Here is a 14,386-nt window from a genome sequence, read left to right on the forward strand (position 1 = left end):
CGACATGAGGACCCGTTGGGAACTGAGCTGCTGGCACCCCTCGATCTTGCCTTCTGGCACCTCGAATCCGATGCCCACCCGATGCACCTCGGCGCGCTCGCCGTCTTCGCCCCGGCCCCCGACCCGGCGCACGGCGCCGAAGCGGAGACCGTGCTCGAACTGCTGGGCACCCGCGCCGCCGCCATTCCCCGGCTGCGGATGCGGGTCAGGGACGTGCTGCTGCCCGTCGGGGGTGCGGCCTGGTTCGTCGACAAGGACTTCGACGTCCGCCGGCACATCGAGCGGGTGCGGCTGACCGAGGCGGAGTCGCGTGACGAGGACGGCGGATTCATGGCGGGCGCCACCCGGCTCGCCGGTGAACTGATGGAACGGCCGCTCGAACGGGGGCTGCCGCCCTGGCAGATGTACGTCATCGGCGGCGCCGGCGGCGGCCCCTTCGCGGTGCTTGTCAAACTCCACCACGCCCTGGCCGACGGAATGCGCGCGGTCGCCATCGGCGCCGGGATCTTCGACGAGATCGCCGCCGCCGGCCGGGCCCGCGGCGGGGCCCCCACCCGCCGTGCGCGCACCGTTCCGCCCCGCTCGTGGATGCCGGGCCCGCGCCAGGTGGCCGGGCTCGCGCTCGGCCGGATCGAGGATCTCGGGCGGGCGTTCGGCGTCGGTGCCTCCATGGTGCGGGCCAGCCGCCTCGATCCGCGCGGCACGCCCGCACTCACCGCGAGCTCCAGCGGCACCCGGCGACTGGCCACCGCGGACCTGGACCTCGAAGCCGTTCAGCTGATCCGCCGCGCCGCGGGCGGCACGACCAACGACGTCCTGCTCGCGGTCGTCGCCGGGGCGCTGCGCCGCTGGATGCGGGAACGCGGCGAACCGCTGCCCGACGAGGACCCACGAGCCCTGGTGCCGGTCTCCCGCCGCAGGCCCGGCCAGGCCGCGGCGACCGGGAACAAGCTCTCCGCCTATCTGCTCAAGCTCCCGGTCGGCGAACCCGACCCGTGGAAGCGGCTCGGCGCCGTCCGCACCGCCATGGACCGCAACAAGTCCGCGGGCCCCTTCCGCGGCGCCGGAGCGGTCGCCGTGCTCGCCGACCAACTGCCGTCACTGGCCCACCGCTTCGGTGCGCCGCTCGCCGGGAACGCGGCCAGGATGCTCTTCGACATCCTGGTCACCAGCGTGCCCCTGCCGCGCTCGGCGCTCTCGCTCGGCGGCTGCCCGCTGCGCGCCGTCTACCCGATGGCGCCACTGGCCCGCGGTCAGGCCCTGGCCGTCGCGCTGTCCACGTACGGCGGCCGGGTGCGGGTCGGGCTGGTGGCCGACGGCAAGGCGCTGCCCGATCTGGAACGGCTGGCGCGCTGCGCGGACGAAGAGGTGGCGGAGCTGCTCGCGCTGCTGCCGACTCACTGAGCGGCCGACGTCCCGATCGGTCATAGATCGGATAGATTTCCGGGAAAGTGCCACAAGCAGTGGCGCCTGGGGTGTTGACGCGCCCAAGTGATCCGATGAATATTCGCTGTGTGCAGGAAGCGATCATCGGGGAGGGCGGCGGCAGCATGCGGCGCAACAGGCTGGGAAGCAGCGCGGTCGAGGTCACCGAGCTGTCCTTCGGGGCGGCCGCCATCGGCAATCTCTTCACCGCCGTCGAACCGGCGCGGGCGACCGCCGCGGTCGACGCCGCCTGGGACGAGGGCGTCCGCTACTTCGACACCGCGCCGCACTACGGACTCGGCCTCTCCGAACGGCGGCTGGGCGAGGCCCTGCGCGGCCGGCCCCGCGACTCGTACGTACTGTCCACGAAGGTGGGACGGGTACTCGACCCGCTGCCCGCCGACACCTCCGGGGGCCACTGCGACGGTCTCTCCGAGGGCTTCGCCGTACCCGCCACCCACCGCCGGCGCTGGGACTTCAGTGCCGACGGCGTACGCCGCAGCATCGAGGACAGCCTGGAACGCCTCGGGCTCGACCGCATCGACATCGTCTATCTGCACGACCCGGACGACCACGCGGAGGCCGCGTTCCACGAGGCCTACCCGGAGCTGGAGAAGCTGCGCGCGCAAGGTGTCGTCGGGGCCATCGGTGCGGGGATGAACCAGACCGCGATGCTGACCCGGTTCCTGCGCGACACCGATGTCGATGTGGTGCTCTGCGCCGGGCGCTACACCCTCCTCGACCAGTCCGCACTCACCGGCCTGCTGCCCGAGGCGGCCGCCCGGGGCCGCAGCGTGGTCGTCGGAGGGGTCTTCAACTCCGGGCTGCTCGCCGACCCGCGCCCCGGCGCCACGTACGACTACACGGCCGCGCCCCTCTCCCTCCTGGACCGGGCTCTGCGCATCAAGGCCGTCACGGAGGGCCACGGCGTCCCGCTGCGGGCCGCCGCCCTCCACTACCCGCTCGCCCACCCGGCCGTCGCCGGAGTGCTCGTGGGCACCCGCTCCCCGGACGAGGTGCGCGACGCCGCCGCCCTGCTCCGCCGCGAGATCCCGGACCAGCTCTGGGACGAGCTGCGCGCCGAGGGCCTGCTGACCGAGAACGGACACTGACATGAGAATCGCCCTGCACACCAAGGTCCGCGCCGACCGCATCGAGGAGTACGAGGCCGCGCACCGCGAGGTCCCGGCGGAGCTCACCGCGGCGATCCGCGCGGCGGGCGCCACGTCCTGGACGATCTGGCGCAGCGGCACCGACCTCTTTCACGTCATCGACTGCGAGGACTACGCCGCACTTCTCGCCGAGCTGGAGCAGCTCCCCGTCAACGTGGCCTGGCAGGCCAGGATGGACGAGCTGCTCGACGTGGCGCACGACTACTCGGCCGACGGCGCCGGAGCCGGGCTCCCGGTCGCCTGGGAGCTGTGACATGGCCGGTCAGGAACGGATCGTCGACGCCCACCACCATGTGTGGGACCTCTCCGTACGCGACCAGGACTGGATCACCGGCGGTGAACTCGCCCCGCTCCGGCGCGACTTCACCCTGGCCGACCTGGGGCCCGAGGCACACGCCGTCGGCGTGCATGCCACCGTCCTCGTCCAGACCGTCACCGTCGCGGAGGAGACCCCCGAGTTCCTGGCCCTCGCCCACGAAAGCGACCTCGTCGCGGGCGTCGTCGGCTGGTGCGACCTCACGGCGCCGGACGTTGCCGACACCCTGGCCGCGCTGCGTGAACTGCCCGGCGGCGACCGGCTCGTCGGCATCCGCCACCAGGTCCAGGGCGAACCCGACCCGGCCTGGCTGCTGCGCCCCGACGTCCGGCGCGGACTGCGCGCCGTCGCCGACGCCGGGCTCGTCTACGACCTCGTCGTCCAGGCCCGTCAACTGCCCGCCACCGTCCAGGCCGCGGCACTGCTGCCCGAGCTGACCTTCGTGCTCGACCACGCCGGCAAGCCTCCCGTAGCCGCCGGTGAACTGCGCCCCTGGGCCGACGACGTCAGGGCGCTGGCCGCCCGCCCCAACACCGTGTGCAAGCTCTCCGGCCTGGTCACCGAGGCCGATCCGCGCTCCTGGACCGTGAATGACCTGCGCCCGTACGCCGACACCGTCATCGACGCCTTCGGTACCGACCGGCTGATGTTCGGCTCGGACTGGCCCGTGTGCCGGCTCGCGGCGACGTACGAGGTGGTCGTCGACACGGCACGCACCCTGACCGACGCCCTCACCGGAGACGAACGGGCCCGTGTCCTCGCCACCACGGCCGAGCGGGTCTACGGCCTGTGACAGCCGTCCGTCCGGGCCCGTCGAGATCTACGCCCAGGACCGCAAGAGTTTCGAGGTGAAGCCTTCCTGACCGACAGGCTCAGCGGCCTGCCCGCCGTACTGCGCCTCGAATCCCACCTCACCATGAAGAAGATCAAATCGGAGCCCTGAACCCGCGGCGCAGAGCGCAAACGCAAGGGGCGGAGAACGCTCGATCCGGCGATGGCGACACACCTGTTGCGTTCGCCGTCGTCGATGGGACCGGCGCTGAGCTGCCAAGAGCCGTACGGCCGTGCCTCGCGCCGGATGCCCTGCCGCGGAGAAGGTCTGGCAGTCTGGAACCATGCCCGAGCTGCCGGAAGTCGAAGCCCTGCGGGTCTTCCTCGACGACCACCTGGTCGGCAAGGAGATCGACCGCGTCCTGCCGCTCAACGTGAGCGTGCTCAAGACGTACGACCCGCCGCTCGCCGCGCTGCACGGCGCCACGGTCACCGGCATCGCCCGGCACGGCAAGTTCCTGGACATCGGGGCGGGCCCGCTGCACCTGATCACCCATCTCGCCAGGGCCGGCTGGCTGCGCTGGAAGGACGGATTCCCCGCCGCGCCACCGCGCCCCGGCAAGGGGCCCCTGGCGCTGCGTACCGTGCTCACCGGCGGCGACGGCTTCGACCTCACCGAGGCGGGCACCACCAAACGCCTCGCCGTGTACCTGGTGCACGACCCGGCCGAGGTGCCGGGCATCGCCCGGCTGGGCCCGGACCCCCTCGACGAATCCTTCGACCGCGACGCCTTCGCCGCACTGCTCGCCGGGGAGCGCCGCCGGATCAAGGGCGCGCTGCGCGACCAGTCCCTGATCGCCGGCATCGGCAACGCCTACAGCGACGAGATCCTGCACGTCGCGAAGATGTCGCCGTACCTGCTCACCGAGAACCTCACCGACGACCAGATCACCCGCCTCCACACGGCGGTGCGCACCACGCTGCACGACGCGGTCGCCCGCTCCAGCGGCCTCGCGGCCGGAAAGCTCAAGGCCGAGAAGAAGAGCGGGATGCGGGTCCACGGACGCACCGGCGAGACCTGCCCCGTCTGCGGGGACACCATCCGCGAGGTGTCGTTCAGCGACTCCTCGCTCCAGTACTGCCCGACCTGCCAGACCGGCGGCAAACCGCTGGCCGACCGCCGCCTCTCCAGGCTGCTCAAATGACCCGCCGGGGTGCGCGGGCCGGCCGGTACGCGAAGAAGCGGTGAATCACCCGGCCCCTCACCCCCGTGCGCGCTCTACACTCCGGCCCATGCTGCGCGTACTCGCCGTCGACGACGAAGAACCCGCCCTGGAGGAACTGCTCTACCTCCTGCGCGCCGATCCCCGGATCAGCAGCGCCGAGGGGGCCACCGGGGCCACCGAAGCGCTGCGCCGCATCGGCAGCGCCGTCGAGGCGGGCCCGGACGACCCGGCCGCCATCGATGTCGTGTTCCTGGACATCCACATGGCGGGCCTCACCGGTCTCGACGTCGCCCAGCTGCTGGCCGGGTTCGCCGCGCCTCCCCTCATCGTCTTCGTCACCGCCCACGAGGGATTCGCGGTCCAGGCCTTCGACCTGAAGGCCGTCGACTACGTACTCAAACCCGTACGCCGCGAGCGGCTGGCCGAAGCGGTGCGCCGGGTCGCCGAACAGGTCGGCGACCGCTCCGCCCCCGTGCTCGACACCGCGGGCGACCAGATCCCGGTGGAGCTCGGCGGGGTCATCCGGTTCATCCCGATCGACGACATCGCCTACGCCGAGGCCCAGGGCGACTACGCCCGGCTGCACACCGCCACCGGCAGCCACCTCGTCCGCGTCCCCCTCACCACCCTGGAGGAGCGCTGGCGCTCACGCGGCTTCGTGCGCATCCACCGGCGCCACCTCGTCGCCCTGGGCCGGATCGACGAACTCCGTCTCGACGCGGGCAGCATGAGCGTCCGCATCGGCTCCGCGGAGCTCGCCGTGAGCCGCCGCCACACCCGCGCGCTGCGCGACCTGCTGATGCGCCAGACCGGCCGCTGACCAGCACCTACCAGGATCCGCCCCTTCCCACGGCGGACCGGTGCTGCGTACACTCCGGGCCCATGTCCGCAGAGCCAACACCCCGGCGCGAAGTGGTGACGGGGGAGTCCCGGCGGGTGCGCCCGCTGCCGCGCTACCGCACCCAGTCGGAGATCGACGAACAGACCGCACTCGGCGGCGCGTACGTCCGCTCGTTGATGCGCAGCCAACTGCGCGCCGGGCTCACCGCGTTCACCGTCCTCGCCGTGGTCGTCGGAACACTGCCGCTGGTCTTCGAGGCCCTGCACAGCGCCGCGCTCGTCTGGGCGGTCCTCGGATTCGCCGCCTACCCGCCGCTCACCCTGATCGCCTGGTGGTACGTGCGACGGGCCGAGCGCAACGAACGCGACTTCGCCCGGCTCGTGGAAGGCCGCCCCGCACAGTGAGCCGTACGTACGCGGTGGCGGCGGTCGCCGCCGTCGTTCTCGCGACCGTCCTCGTCGGCGGTTTCGGGCTGCGCATCTCCCGCACCACCTCCGACTTCTACGTCGCCTCGCGCACCGTACGGCCCCGGCTCAACGCCGCGGCCATCAGCGGCGAATACCTCTCCGCCGCCTCCTTCCTCGGCATCGCCGGCCTGGTGCTCGTGCACGGCCCGGACATGCTCTGGTACCCGGTCGGCTACACCGCGGGCTATCTGGTGCTGCTGGTCTTCGTCGCCGCACCGCTGCGCCGCTCGGGGGCGTACACACTGCCCGACTTCGCCGAAGGGCGGCTGGAGTCGCGACAGGTGCGCAGACTGGTCAGCATCTTCGTGGTCGCGGCGGGCTGGCTCTATCTCGTGCCGCAGCTCCAGGGCGCGGGGCTGACGCTCAAGATCCTCACCGGGGCGCCCGGCTGGCTCGGCGACGTACTCGTGGCGTCCGTCGTCGTCATCGCCGTCGCCGCGGGCGGCATGCGGTCCATCACCTTCGTGCAGGTCTTCCAGTACTGGCTGAAACTGACCGCACTCCTGGTCCCCGCGATCTTCCTGGTACTCGCCTGGCAGGGCGACGGACGGCCCCGCGTCACCTTCGACGAGCAGCTCTCCGTGTTCCGCGCCGACCATCCGCTGTACGCCACCTACGGGCTGATCGTCGCGACCTTCCTCGGCACCATGGGCCTGCCGCACGTCGTGGTCCGCTTCTACACCAGCCCCAACGGCCGCGACGCCCGCCGCACGACGGTCGCCGTCCTCGCCCTCATCGGTGTGTTCTACCTGCTTCCCCCGGTCTACGGCGCACTGGGCAGGCTGTACGCCCCCGAGCTGATCCACGGCGGGGACGCGGACGCCGCCGTGCTGCTGCTGCCCGGCCGGATCGTCGGCGGGGTCGGCGGGGACCTGCTCGGCGCGCTCATCGCGGGCGGCGCCTTCGCCGCGTTCCTGTCGACCGCCTCCGGGCTCACCATGGCCGTCGCCGGTGTCATCACCCAGGACGTCCTGCCGTCGCGCGGGGTACGGCACTTCCGGCTCGCCACCGTCCTCGCCATGTGCGTGCCGCTGGCCGGCTCGCTGATCGTCAGCCGGGTGCCGGTGGCCGACTCCGTGGGCATGGCGTTCGCCGTCTCCGCGTCCTCCTTCTGCCCGCTGCTGGTCCTCGGCATCTGGTGGCGGCGGCTCACCCCGCCCGGCGCCATCGCCGGACTGCTGCTCGGCGGCGGCTCCGCGTTCCTGTCCGTCGCCATCACCGTCAGCGGTGCGGTACGCCCGCCGGGCTGGCCGCACGCCCTGCTCGCCTGGCCCGCCGTCTGGTCGGTGCCGGTCGGCTTCCTCGCGATGGTCCTGGTGTCCCTCGCCACGCCCGGCCGCATACCGCCCGGCACGAACGCCGCCATGACCCGCTTCCACCTGCCCGAAGCACTGACGTCGGGGAGACACCGATGACCGGAGCCGGATACGCGGTACTCGTCCTGCTCGCCCTCCTGCTGCTCGGCGCGGGATTCCTGCTCGGCCGCCGCACCGCCCGCCCCGTCCGCACCAGCGACGTCGGGACCCCCGTCGAGCACGCCACCTTCGAGACACTCCACACCGCCTCGCTCGCCGCGCCCCCGCTGCGCGCCGGGCTCACCGAGGAGAGCGCCCGCAGATCCGCCCGCAGGCTGCGCTCCCTGCTCGGCACCGACGCCCTCTGCCTCACCGACCGCGACCGGGTGCTCGTCTGGGACGGCGAGGGCGAACACCACGGCCGCCACGTCATGGACCAGGTGCGGGGCCTCCTCGCCAGCGGCCGGGACACCGCCTTCCGCAGCGACTGCGACGACCTGGACTGCCCGCTGCGCTGGGCCGTCGCCGTGCCGCTCACCGTCGACAACCGGGTACTGGGCACCCTGATCGCCTACGCACCGCGCGAATCCGCGGTGCTGGCGAGAGCCGCCGGAGAGGTGGCCCGCTGGGTCTGCGTACAGCTGGAGCTCGCCGAACTCGACCGCTCCCGCACCCAGCTCATCGAGGCCGAGATCAGAGCGCTGCGGGCCCAGATCTCCCCGCACTTCATCTTCAACTCGCTCGCCGCCATCGCCTCGTTCGTCCGCACCGACCCGGAACGGGCCCGCGAACTCCTGCTGGAATTCGCCGACTTCACCCGCTACTCGTTCCGCAGCCACGGCGACTTCACCACCCTCGCCGACGAACTCCACTCCATAGACCAGTACCTGGCACTGGTACGGGCCCGCTTCGGCGAACGGCTCGCGGTCACCCTCCAGATCGCTCCCGAGGTCCTGCCCGTCGCCCTGCCGTTCCTCTGCCTCCAGCCCCTGGTCGAGAACGCCGTCAAACACGGCCTCGAAGGTGCCGTGCCCGTTCCCCGGGACCCCGGCTCCGTCCGGGCGGGGGAGACCCCGACCCGCATCACCATCAGCGCCTTCGACGCAGGCTCCGAGGCCGAGGTCGTCATCGAGGACAACGGCACCGGAATGGACCCGGAACGCCTGCGCCACATCCTGCGCGGCGAGGGCGGCCACTCCACCGGAATCGGACTGCTCAACGTCGACGAACGGCTGCGCCAGGTGTACGGGGACGACTACGGACTCGTCATCGAGACGGGCATCGGCGCCGGGATGAAGATCACCGTACGACTGCCCAAGTACCGTGCCGGGGTGCACGGTTCCTGACCGGCCGGGTTGTGCTCAGTGGAGATGGATCGCCAGATGCCCCAGCGGCAGCCCCAGCTGCCAGGCCGGCGTCCACACCTGGGCCGCCTCCTCCGTGTCCGGCTCGTCGCCCACCGGATCCCGGGGCGGCGCACCGATCGCATCGAGGTCGGCCGCGAGCAGTTCGGTCTCCTCCAGCCAACGCCAGGCCGCGCGGGCCAGTGCCAGATCAGGATCCGGGCCGGGCGTCCCGGACACTCGGGCCGCGTCGAGCGCGTCCAGCCGCTCACGGACCCAGCCGCACCACGCCGCTCCGTACGCCGTCAGCAGGCGCAGCTCGTCCAGCCGGGCCGCGGGCAGCGCATCGGCCACCGCGCCGTCGGAGAGGAATATTGTGAGCGCCAGGGCATCGCGCCCCGCGCGGTACTCCAGCGTGGACGGCTCCATCAGATCGCCGGTCCGCAGCAGCTCATCGGCGATGTACTCCGCGTACATCCAGGCCATCGGGACCAGCAGCCCGTTCCCACCGGTTCCATCCTGACGTTCCGGGCGCATCCCGTCTCGCCTCTTTCTCTGTTCGGCACCGCGCTTCACGGAGCATTGAACCGGGGGAGCGCGCCCCGCGTGGCCAGAAGGACAGGATCCGTCACGACCGGATGCGTTCACGACACGAGGATGCGATGACCGCCGATCCCGGGGAGGGCCCGCACGTGCGGCATGTGCTCGGCGCCTACGTACTCGACGCGCTCACGGCCGGCGAAGCCCGCACGGTCTCCCGTCATCTGCAGTCCTGCGACCGCTGCGCCGCCGACTACGTGGAGGTCGCGGAGGCCGTCTCGCTGCTCGCCCTGCTGCGCGAGGAGGACCTGCTGGAGTAGCCGGGCAGGTTGCGGGAGAGCTGACGCAGCGCGTAGTAGGACCGGGACTTGACCGTGCCCGCCGGAATGCCGAGCACCCGGGCCGTCTCGTCCACGGTGAGCCCGCGGAAGTACATCTGGACGAGGACCGCACGGTGCTCCGGGCTGAGGGTGCGTACCGCATCGCGTACGTCGAGGGCCGAGACCGTGGCTTCGGCGGTGTCCTCCCCGGCCGCGGTGGTCTCCAGCACGGCGTCGCCGACCTCGGTCGGCCGGGCCTGCCTGGACCGGCGCGCGTCGATCGCGAGCCGTCGCGCGACCGTGAACAGCCAGGGCCGCATCGAGTCGTACGGGGCGTCGAAGGCCTCCGGATGCTGCCAGGCCCTCACCAGCGTCTCCTGGAGCAGATCCTCGGCCCGCTGCCGGTCGCCGAAGGTCAGGCCGAGCAGGAAATGGAGGAGCGCGGGCCCGTGCTCCCGCTGGAGATCCGCGAGGGCCCGCTCATCGGTCGTCGTGGTGGTCATCGTGAACGCCCTTTCCGCCGAGGTCCCTGTTGGCTGCCGACTGGCGTATACGAACGCATCGGGGCGCCGAGGAACAGGCGGTGGGCGGCACCGTGCGACGAGCGGTCGCACAGTGCGGCGAATGGTGCGGTGAACGGTCGGGCGGCGGCCGGCGCGGGGTGCGCACGGGTGCCGGGGAGCCGCCGCCCGGCCACCCGGTCAGCCCGTCTTCGTACCCGCTCCCGGTGTCTTCGCCATCTCCGACTTCCGGTACGAGTAGCCGAAGTAGATGACCAGGCCGACCAGGAACCACACCACGAACCGCACCCAGGTCTGCCACTGCAGGAAGGTGATCAGCCAGATCGAGAACACCACCCCGAGGCCCGGGACGAACGGCATGCCGGGGGTGCGGAACGTGCGCGGCAGGTCCGGCTGCTTGTAGCGCAGCGCGATCACCGCGATGCACACCACGACGAACGCCAGCAGAATGCCGATGTTCGTCAGCTCGGCGGCCTCGCCGATCGGCAGGAACCCGGCGATCACGGCCGAGGCGGCACCGACGATCCAGGTCACCCGGGTCGGCACATGCCGGGTCGGGTGGGTCCTGGCGAACCACTTCGGCAGCAGCCCGTCCCGGCTCATCGAGAACCACACCCGGGTCACGCCGAGCATGAAGGTGAACATCACCGTGAGGATGCCGATGATCGCGCCCACCGCGATCACATTGGCGAGCCCGCCGAGCCCCACCGACTTGAAGGCCGTGGAGAATCCGGACTCCGGGTCGATGTCCTCGTAGCTCTGCATGCCCGTCAGGACCAGGCACGCCGCCACATAGAGGACCATGGAGATGCCGAGGGAGTACAGGATCGCCTTCGGCATGTGGCGCTGGGCGTCCTTGGACTCCTCGGCGGCCGTCGACATGGCGTCGTACCCGAAGACCGCGAAGAACACCGTGGCCGCACCGGTGAACGCCCCGCTGACCCCGAACGGGAAGAACGGGGTGTAGTTGGCGGTGTTGATGTGGAACACGCCGACGCCGATGACCAGCAGGACGACCAGGACCTTCAGGACGACCACGACCGTCTCGAAGCGGGCCGCGTTCTTGATGCCGAGAGTCAGCAGGTACGCGACGAGCAGACAGAGCAGCGCGGCGAACAGGTCGACCCGGTGGCCTTCCCCGGTGCCGGGCGCGCCCAGCATCCACTTCGGCAGTTCGAGCCCCATCTCGCCGAGCAGGAAGCTGAAGTAGCCGGAGATGCCGATCGCGACCACCGCCACGATCGCCGTGTACTCCAGCAGCAGGTCCCAGCCGATGAACCAGCCCACCAGTTCGCCGAGCACCGCGTATCCGTAGGTGTAGGCGGAGCCGGCCTTGGGGATCAGACCCGCGAACTCCGCGTAGCTGAACGCCGCAGCCGCGCTCGCCACACCCGCGATCAGGAACGAGAGCAGTACCGCGGGACCGGCGGTGCCGTTCGCCACCGTGCCGGCGAGGGTGAAGATGCCCGCGCCGATGATGCCGCCGACGCCGATGGCCGTGAGCTGCCACAGGCCGAGTGATCTGGTGAGCTGAGTGGCGGCTTCCCCCGCGGGACCCTTCTCGTCGATCTGCTCGATCGGCTTGCGGCGCAGTACACCCTCGCCCACTCGGAGCCTTGCCATGAGTCACCTCTCCGCTGACGGCTGTCCCTGACGGGCGCTCATGATGGCCCAGGCGGTGCCGGTGCGGAAGACGGCGTGCCGTCCGACGGAGCGGAGGATTCCGGGGCGCCTACGGGACCACCGTGACGGGCCAACGGCCCGCCTTCACCAGCCGGATCGCGACCGATCCGATGAACCGGTGCCCGGCCGACTCCGACGCGCCCACGACCACGGCATCCGCCTTCAGTTCGTCCGCCGCGGTCACCAGTCCGTTGTAGGGGTCGCCGCGGAAGGTGTGGAACTCCCAGCGCACATCCCATATGTCCTTCATCCGCCGCGTCGCCTCCCGGATCTCGCTCACCAGCTCCTCGGCGACCTCGCCGGTCGTATCGGCGATCGGTGCGCCGAGAGCAGCCCCCGCGGGCAGCACCGGCTGGACATAGACCAGGGCGAGCATGGCGCCCTGGCGACGGGCCAGCCCCGCCGCGTATGCCGCGGCACGCATGGAGGAATCGGACCCGTCGAGGCCTGCGACGATCACTTTCGGGCCGTCTGTGCCACGTTCGAACTTATGGGGCTGCGGTTCTGTCACGGCAGTGAGGCTATCCGCTGGCCTGGGTGACTCCGGAGCGGGCCGCTGCACGGCCTTGTCCGGAGCTGCCGGTTGCCTCGCCGGAGATCCCTCCATTGGGTGCAAAACCGGCCGCGGCCGGTGTCGATGACCGGAGCGGTGCCACGCACGTGCGAGCAGTTGGTCATGAAAAATGATCAGAGGATGCCGGGGCGCAGGACGCTGCTGCGACTGGCCGCCGGACTCGGTGCGGTCGCCGCCGTTCGCATGATCGCCGCAGATCCGGCGGGAGAGTCGCTCCGGACCCCCGCACCGCCCTCGGCCGGGGCGGCCGGGCCTCCGTCGGCCTTCCGGGCCGGGCCCGACGCCTACCGGCTCCAGCCCATGACCGCGGGTGCCCCGTCCCGCTTCCGGTCGGCGGCGCCCCCGGTCCGCACCAGACCCTTCGAGGCGCTGCCCGAGATCGGGCAGGCCATGGTGCTCACCTTCGACGACGGGCCCGACCCGCTCTACACCCCGCACGTCCTCGCGACGCTGCGCGAACACGAGGTCCGGGCGATGTTCTTCGTCTGCGGAGAAATGGCCAACGACAACCAGGACCTGGTGCGGGCCATCGCCGACGACGGACACACCATCGGAAACCACTCCTGGACCCATCCCCTGGTCACCAAGCTCTCCCGGGCCGGTGTCCGCGACGAGCTCGGCCCCACCAGCGAGGTGATCGACAGGATCACCGGCGCTCCGCCGCTCTGGTACCGGGCACCGTACGGAGCGTGGAACCGCAACTCCTTCGAGATCGGTGCCGACCTGGGCATGGAGCCGATGGCCTGGACCGTCGACACCCTGGACTGGACCGAACCCGGTGTCGGCACCATCGTCCGCAGGGTCCGGGAAGGGGCCGCACCCGGCGTCGTCGTGCTGTCGCACGACGCGGGGGGCGACCGTTCGCAGAGCGTGGCCGCGCTGCGCCGGTACCTTCCCGGACTGCTCGACGAGGGCTACCGGATCACGGTGCCGCAGCGCCGCTGAGCGCGCGGCTCGCGACGCCGTTCCGCTATCGGCCCGGGAGACCGGGGTCCGGCGGAGCGGCATCGGCCGAGACGGCGGCGACCAGGTGCGGGAGACCCGGCGAGAGGTCCGCGCCGTTCCGCGCCAGGGCCAGGCCGGTGAGCACCACCAGAGCGAGAGCGCCCCACGGTGAGTGCCCGGTCCGTTCGACGCGCCAGTTGTCCCGGTCCATGGTGCTCCCTTCGTCGCGACGCTTGGAACGCTAGGCGCGGGACGGCCGGGCTGCGATCGGAGGAGGGCGAACGGGTGGCGTCCCCGCAGCCCCCGCTCATCGGAGTGACCGGCCCGCGGGAACGTGCTGACGGCGCGTGACCTGCGGCGTAGTCAGGTCCGTTGGGTACCGGCACGGCGTGTCGGACCGCCGGGGTGGAGCAGTCCCGAAATGCGGGGGAGCAAGGATCTGATGAGGGTTCGTCATGGGAGGCGTTCTCGTCGATCCGTCCCGGGGTGCAGAGCCTTCGGGGCGCTTCCCGCTGGAGGTTCGGACGATGCGTGCAACACGTGGTCTCGTTGTCTCGGCGACCGCCGTCGCCGCCCTCGGGTTCGCTGCCCCGATGGCCACGGCGGGCGGGGACGACGTCAGCGGCCGGAACAGCAACGGTCCGAGCGATGCGCCGGTCTCGCCGGGCCGGGACGTGCGGGGCGGCTCGGTGGCAACCATGCCCGCGGACATGAACGCCGGCGCCGGTCTGGTTCTCACGGCGGCGGTCGGCACAGGAGTGTTCCTCGTGCGCCGTCGGATGACGGGCCGGGCGGGAGCCTGACCGGGAAGGCATCGGCACGGACCCGGGACGCCAGTCGCCCCCGGGGCGGCGGCCGGTCCCCGGGGGGCGTAACGGACGGTGGGGACGTGCCCCGCCCTCAGGTCGGTCGGGACGCCCAACCACGCCGGGGCCCAATGTCGGGCC

At 71.8% G+C, this 14,386-nt stretch carries 16 protein-coding genes and 1 pseudogene; 12 read left to right on the forward strand and 5 right to left on the reverse strand.

The genetic code is table 11. The annotated features are described in order from the left end of the window. Positions 1-15 precede the first annotated feature (15 nt). The 9 genes from ABZY11_RS12055 (at position 16) to ABZY11_RS12095 (ending at position 8,859) form a co-directional block, all read left to right on the forward strand. A complete protein-coding gene (locus ABZY11_RS12055; RefSeq protein WP_356479029.1) occupies positions 16-1,404 on the forward strand; it encodes a wax ester/triacylglycerol synthase family O-acyltransferase in 1,389 nt (462 codons plus the stop codon). Between the two features lie 146 nt (positions 1,405-1,550). Next, a complete protein-coding gene (locus ABZY11_RS12060) occupies positions 1,551-2,537 on the forward strand; it encodes an aldo/keto reductase (RefSeq protein WP_356479061.1) in 987 nt (328 codons plus the stop codon). A gap of 1 nt (position 2,538) precedes the next feature. Continuing rightward, positions 2,539-2,850: an L-rhamnose mutarotase gene (locus ABZY11_RS12065; RefSeq protein ID WP_329818975.1), complete on the forward strand. Its 312-nt coding sequence runs from the start codon at positions 2,539-2,541 to the stop codon at positions 2,848-2,850. A 1-nt stretch (position 2,851) separates the two neighbouring features. After that, positions 2,852-3,706: an amidohydrolase family protein gene (locus tag ABZY11_RS12070; RefSeq protein WP_356479030.1), complete on the forward strand. Its 855-nt coding sequence runs from the start codon at positions 2,852-2,854 to the stop codon at positions 3,704-3,706. A 322-nt stretch (positions 3,707-4,028) separates the two neighbouring features. Beyond that, positions 4,029-4,889 carry a DNA-formamidopyrimidine glycosylase family protein gene (locus ABZY11_RS12075; protein ID WP_356479031.1) on the forward strand — a complete coding sequence of 287 codons (861 nt, stop codon included), beginning with the start codon at positions 4,029-4,031 and terminating at the stop codon, positions 4,887-4,889. 88 nt (positions 4,890-4,977) lie between these two features. Next, positions 4,978-5,730, forward strand: a complete 753-nt coding sequence (locus ABZY11_RS12080) for a LytTR family DNA-binding domain-containing protein (protein ID WP_356479032.1) — start codon at positions 4,978-4,980, stop codon at positions 5,728-5,730. Positions 5,731-5,792: 62 nt separating this feature from the next. After that, complete coding sequence (locus ABZY11_RS12085) at positions 5,793-6,155, forward strand: hypothetical protein (RefSeq protein ID WP_356479033.1); 363 nt, start codon at positions 5,793-5,795, stop codon at positions 6,153-6,155. Then, positions 6,152-7,633 carry a cation acetate symporter gene (locus ABZY11_RS12090; protein WP_356479034.1) on the forward strand — a complete coding sequence of 494 codons (1,482 nt, stop codon included), beginning with the start codon at positions 6,152-6,154 and terminating at the stop codon, positions 7,631-7,633. The genes ABZY11_RS12085 and ABZY11_RS12090 overlap by 4 nt, the downstream gene beginning before the upstream one ends. Then, the gene (locus ABZY11_RS12095) at positions 7,630-8,859 is read left to right on the forward strand and encodes a histidine kinase (protein ID WP_356479035.1); all 1,230 of its coding nucleotides are present in this window, start codon (positions 7,630-7,632) and stop codon (positions 8,857-8,859) included. The genes ABZY11_RS12090 and ABZY11_RS12095 overlap by 4 nt, the downstream gene beginning before the upstream one ends. Before the next feature lie 15 nt (positions 8,860-8,874). Here ABZY11_RS12095 and ABZY11_RS12100 read toward each other — a convergent pair whose 3' ends face one another. Beyond that, complete coding sequence (locus ABZY11_RS12100) at positions 8,875-9,393, reverse strand: hypothetical protein (RefSeq protein WP_356479036.1); 519 nt, start codon at positions 9,391-9,393, stop codon at positions 8,875-8,877. Between the two features lie 125 nt (positions 9,394-9,518). Between ABZY11_RS12100 and ABZY11_RS12105 the strand changes: the two genes are divergently transcribed. Beyond that, positions 9,519-9,716: a zf-HC2 domain-containing protein gene (locus tag ABZY11_RS12105; RefSeq protein WP_356479037.1), complete on the forward strand. Its 198-nt coding sequence runs from the start codon at positions 9,519-9,521 to the stop codon at positions 9,714-9,716. Here the strand turns inward: ABZY11_RS12105 and ABZY11_RS12110 are convergent. From ABZY11_RS12110 to ABZY11_RS12120, 3 genes are all read right to left on the reverse strand, one after another. Continuing rightward, positions 9,650-10,219 (reverse strand): sigma-70 family RNA polymerase sigma factor, encoded by a 570-nt coding sequence (locus ABZY11_RS12110; protein WP_356479038.1) that lies wholly within the window; start codon positions 10,217-10,219, stop codon positions 9,650-9,652. The genes ABZY11_RS12105 and ABZY11_RS12110 overlap by 67 nt on opposite strands. Before the next feature lie 198 nt (positions 10,220-10,417). Next, on the reverse strand, positions 10,418-11,860 hold the full coding sequence (locus ABZY11_RS12115; protein WP_356479039.1) for an amino acid permease: 1,443 nt from the start codon (positions 11,858-11,860) through the stop codon (positions 10,418-10,420). A gap of 109 nt (positions 11,861-11,969) precedes the next feature. Then, positions 11,970-12,431, reverse strand: coding sequence for a universal stress protein (locus ABZY11_RS12120; RefSeq protein ID WP_356479040.1), 462 nt, complete (start codon positions 12,429-12,431; stop codon positions 11,970-11,972). A 165-nt stretch (positions 12,432-12,596) separates the two neighbouring features. Here ABZY11_RS12120 and ABZY11_RS12125 point away from each other — a divergent pair, with 165 nt between their 5' ends. Further along, entirely contained in the window at positions 12,597-13,439 is an 843-nt protein-coding gene (locus ABZY11_RS12125) for a polysaccharide deacetylase family protein (protein ID WP_356479041.1), read from the forward strand. An 88-nt stretch (positions 13,440-13,527) separates the two neighbouring features. Here ABZY11_RS12125 and ABZY11_RS12130 read toward each other — a convergent pair. Then, positions 13,528-13,650 (reverse strand): annotated as a pseudogene (locus ABZY11_RS12130) (class F sortase); the annotation flags it as partial. A 316-nt stretch (positions 13,651-13,966) separates the two neighbouring features. Here ABZY11_RS12130 and ABZY11_RS12135 point away from each other — a divergent pair. After that, on the forward strand, positions 13,967-14,242 hold the full coding sequence (locus ABZY11_RS12135; RefSeq protein WP_356479042.1) for a hypothetical protein: 276 nt from the start codon (positions 13,967-13,969) through the stop codon (positions 14,240-14,242). The last annotated feature ends 144 nt before the right edge of the window (positions 14,243-14,386 follow it).

It is taken from the genome of Streptomyces sp. NPDC006510 (assembly GCF_040611955.1).
Lineage (GTDB): Bacteria > Actinomycetota > Actinomycetes > Streptomycetales > Streptomycetaceae > Streptomyces.

Bases quoted from the DNA above. Each gene is read 5' to 3' on its own strand.
- ABZY11_RS12110 (WP_356479038.1), bottom strand. From the start codon at position 10,219: ATGACCACCACGACGACCGATGAGCGGGCCCTCGCGGATCTCCAGCGG.
- ABZY11_RS12105 (WP_356479037.1), top strand. From the start codon at position 9,519: ATGACCGCCGATCCCGGGGAGGGCCCGCACGTGCGGCATGTGCTCGGC.
- ABZY11_RS12080 (WP_356479032.1), top strand. From the start codon at position 4,978: ATGCTGCGCGTACTCGCCGTCGACGACGAAGAACCCGCCCTGGAGGAA.
- ABZY11_RS12095 (WP_356479035.1), top strand. From the start codon at position 7,630: ATGACCGGAGCCGGATACGCGGTACTCGTCCTGCTCGCCCTCCTGCTG.
- ABZY11_RS12065 (WP_329818975.1), top strand. From the start codon at position 2,539: ATGAGAATCGCCCTGCACACCAAGGTCCGCGCCGACCGCATCGAGGAG.
- ABZY11_RS12075 (WP_356479031.1), top strand. From the start codon at position 4,029: ATGCCCGAGCTGCCGGAAGTCGAAGCCCTGCGGGTCTTCCTCGACGAC.
- ABZY11_RS12070 (WP_356479030.1), top strand. From the start codon at position 2,852: ATGGCCGGTCAGGAACGGATCGTCGACGCCCACCACCATGTGTGGGAC.
- ABZY11_RS12060 (WP_356479061.1), top strand. From the start codon at position 1,551: ATGCGGCGCAACAGGCTGGGAAGCAGCGCGGTCGAGGTCACCGAGCTG.
- ABZY11_RS12115 (WP_356479039.1), bottom strand. From the start codon at position 11,860: ATGGCAAGGCTCCGAGTGGGCGAGGGTGTACTGCGCCGCAAGCCGATC.
- ABZY11_RS12135 (WP_356479042.1), top strand. From the start codon at position 13,967: ATGCGTGCAACACGTGGTCTCGTTGTCTCGGCGACCGCCGTCGCCGCC.
- ABZY11_RS12100 (WP_356479036.1), bottom strand. From the start codon at position 9,393: ATGCGCCCGGAACGTCAGGATGGAACCGGTGGGAACGGGCTGCTGGTC.
- ABZY11_RS12085 (WP_356479033.1), top strand. From the start codon at position 5,793: ATGTCCGCAGAGCCAACACCCCGGCGCGAAGTGGTGACGGGGGAGTCC.
- ABZY11_RS12125 (WP_356479041.1), top strand. From the start codon at position 12,597: ATGAAAAATGATCAGAGGATGCCGGGGCGCAGGACGCTGCTGCGACTG.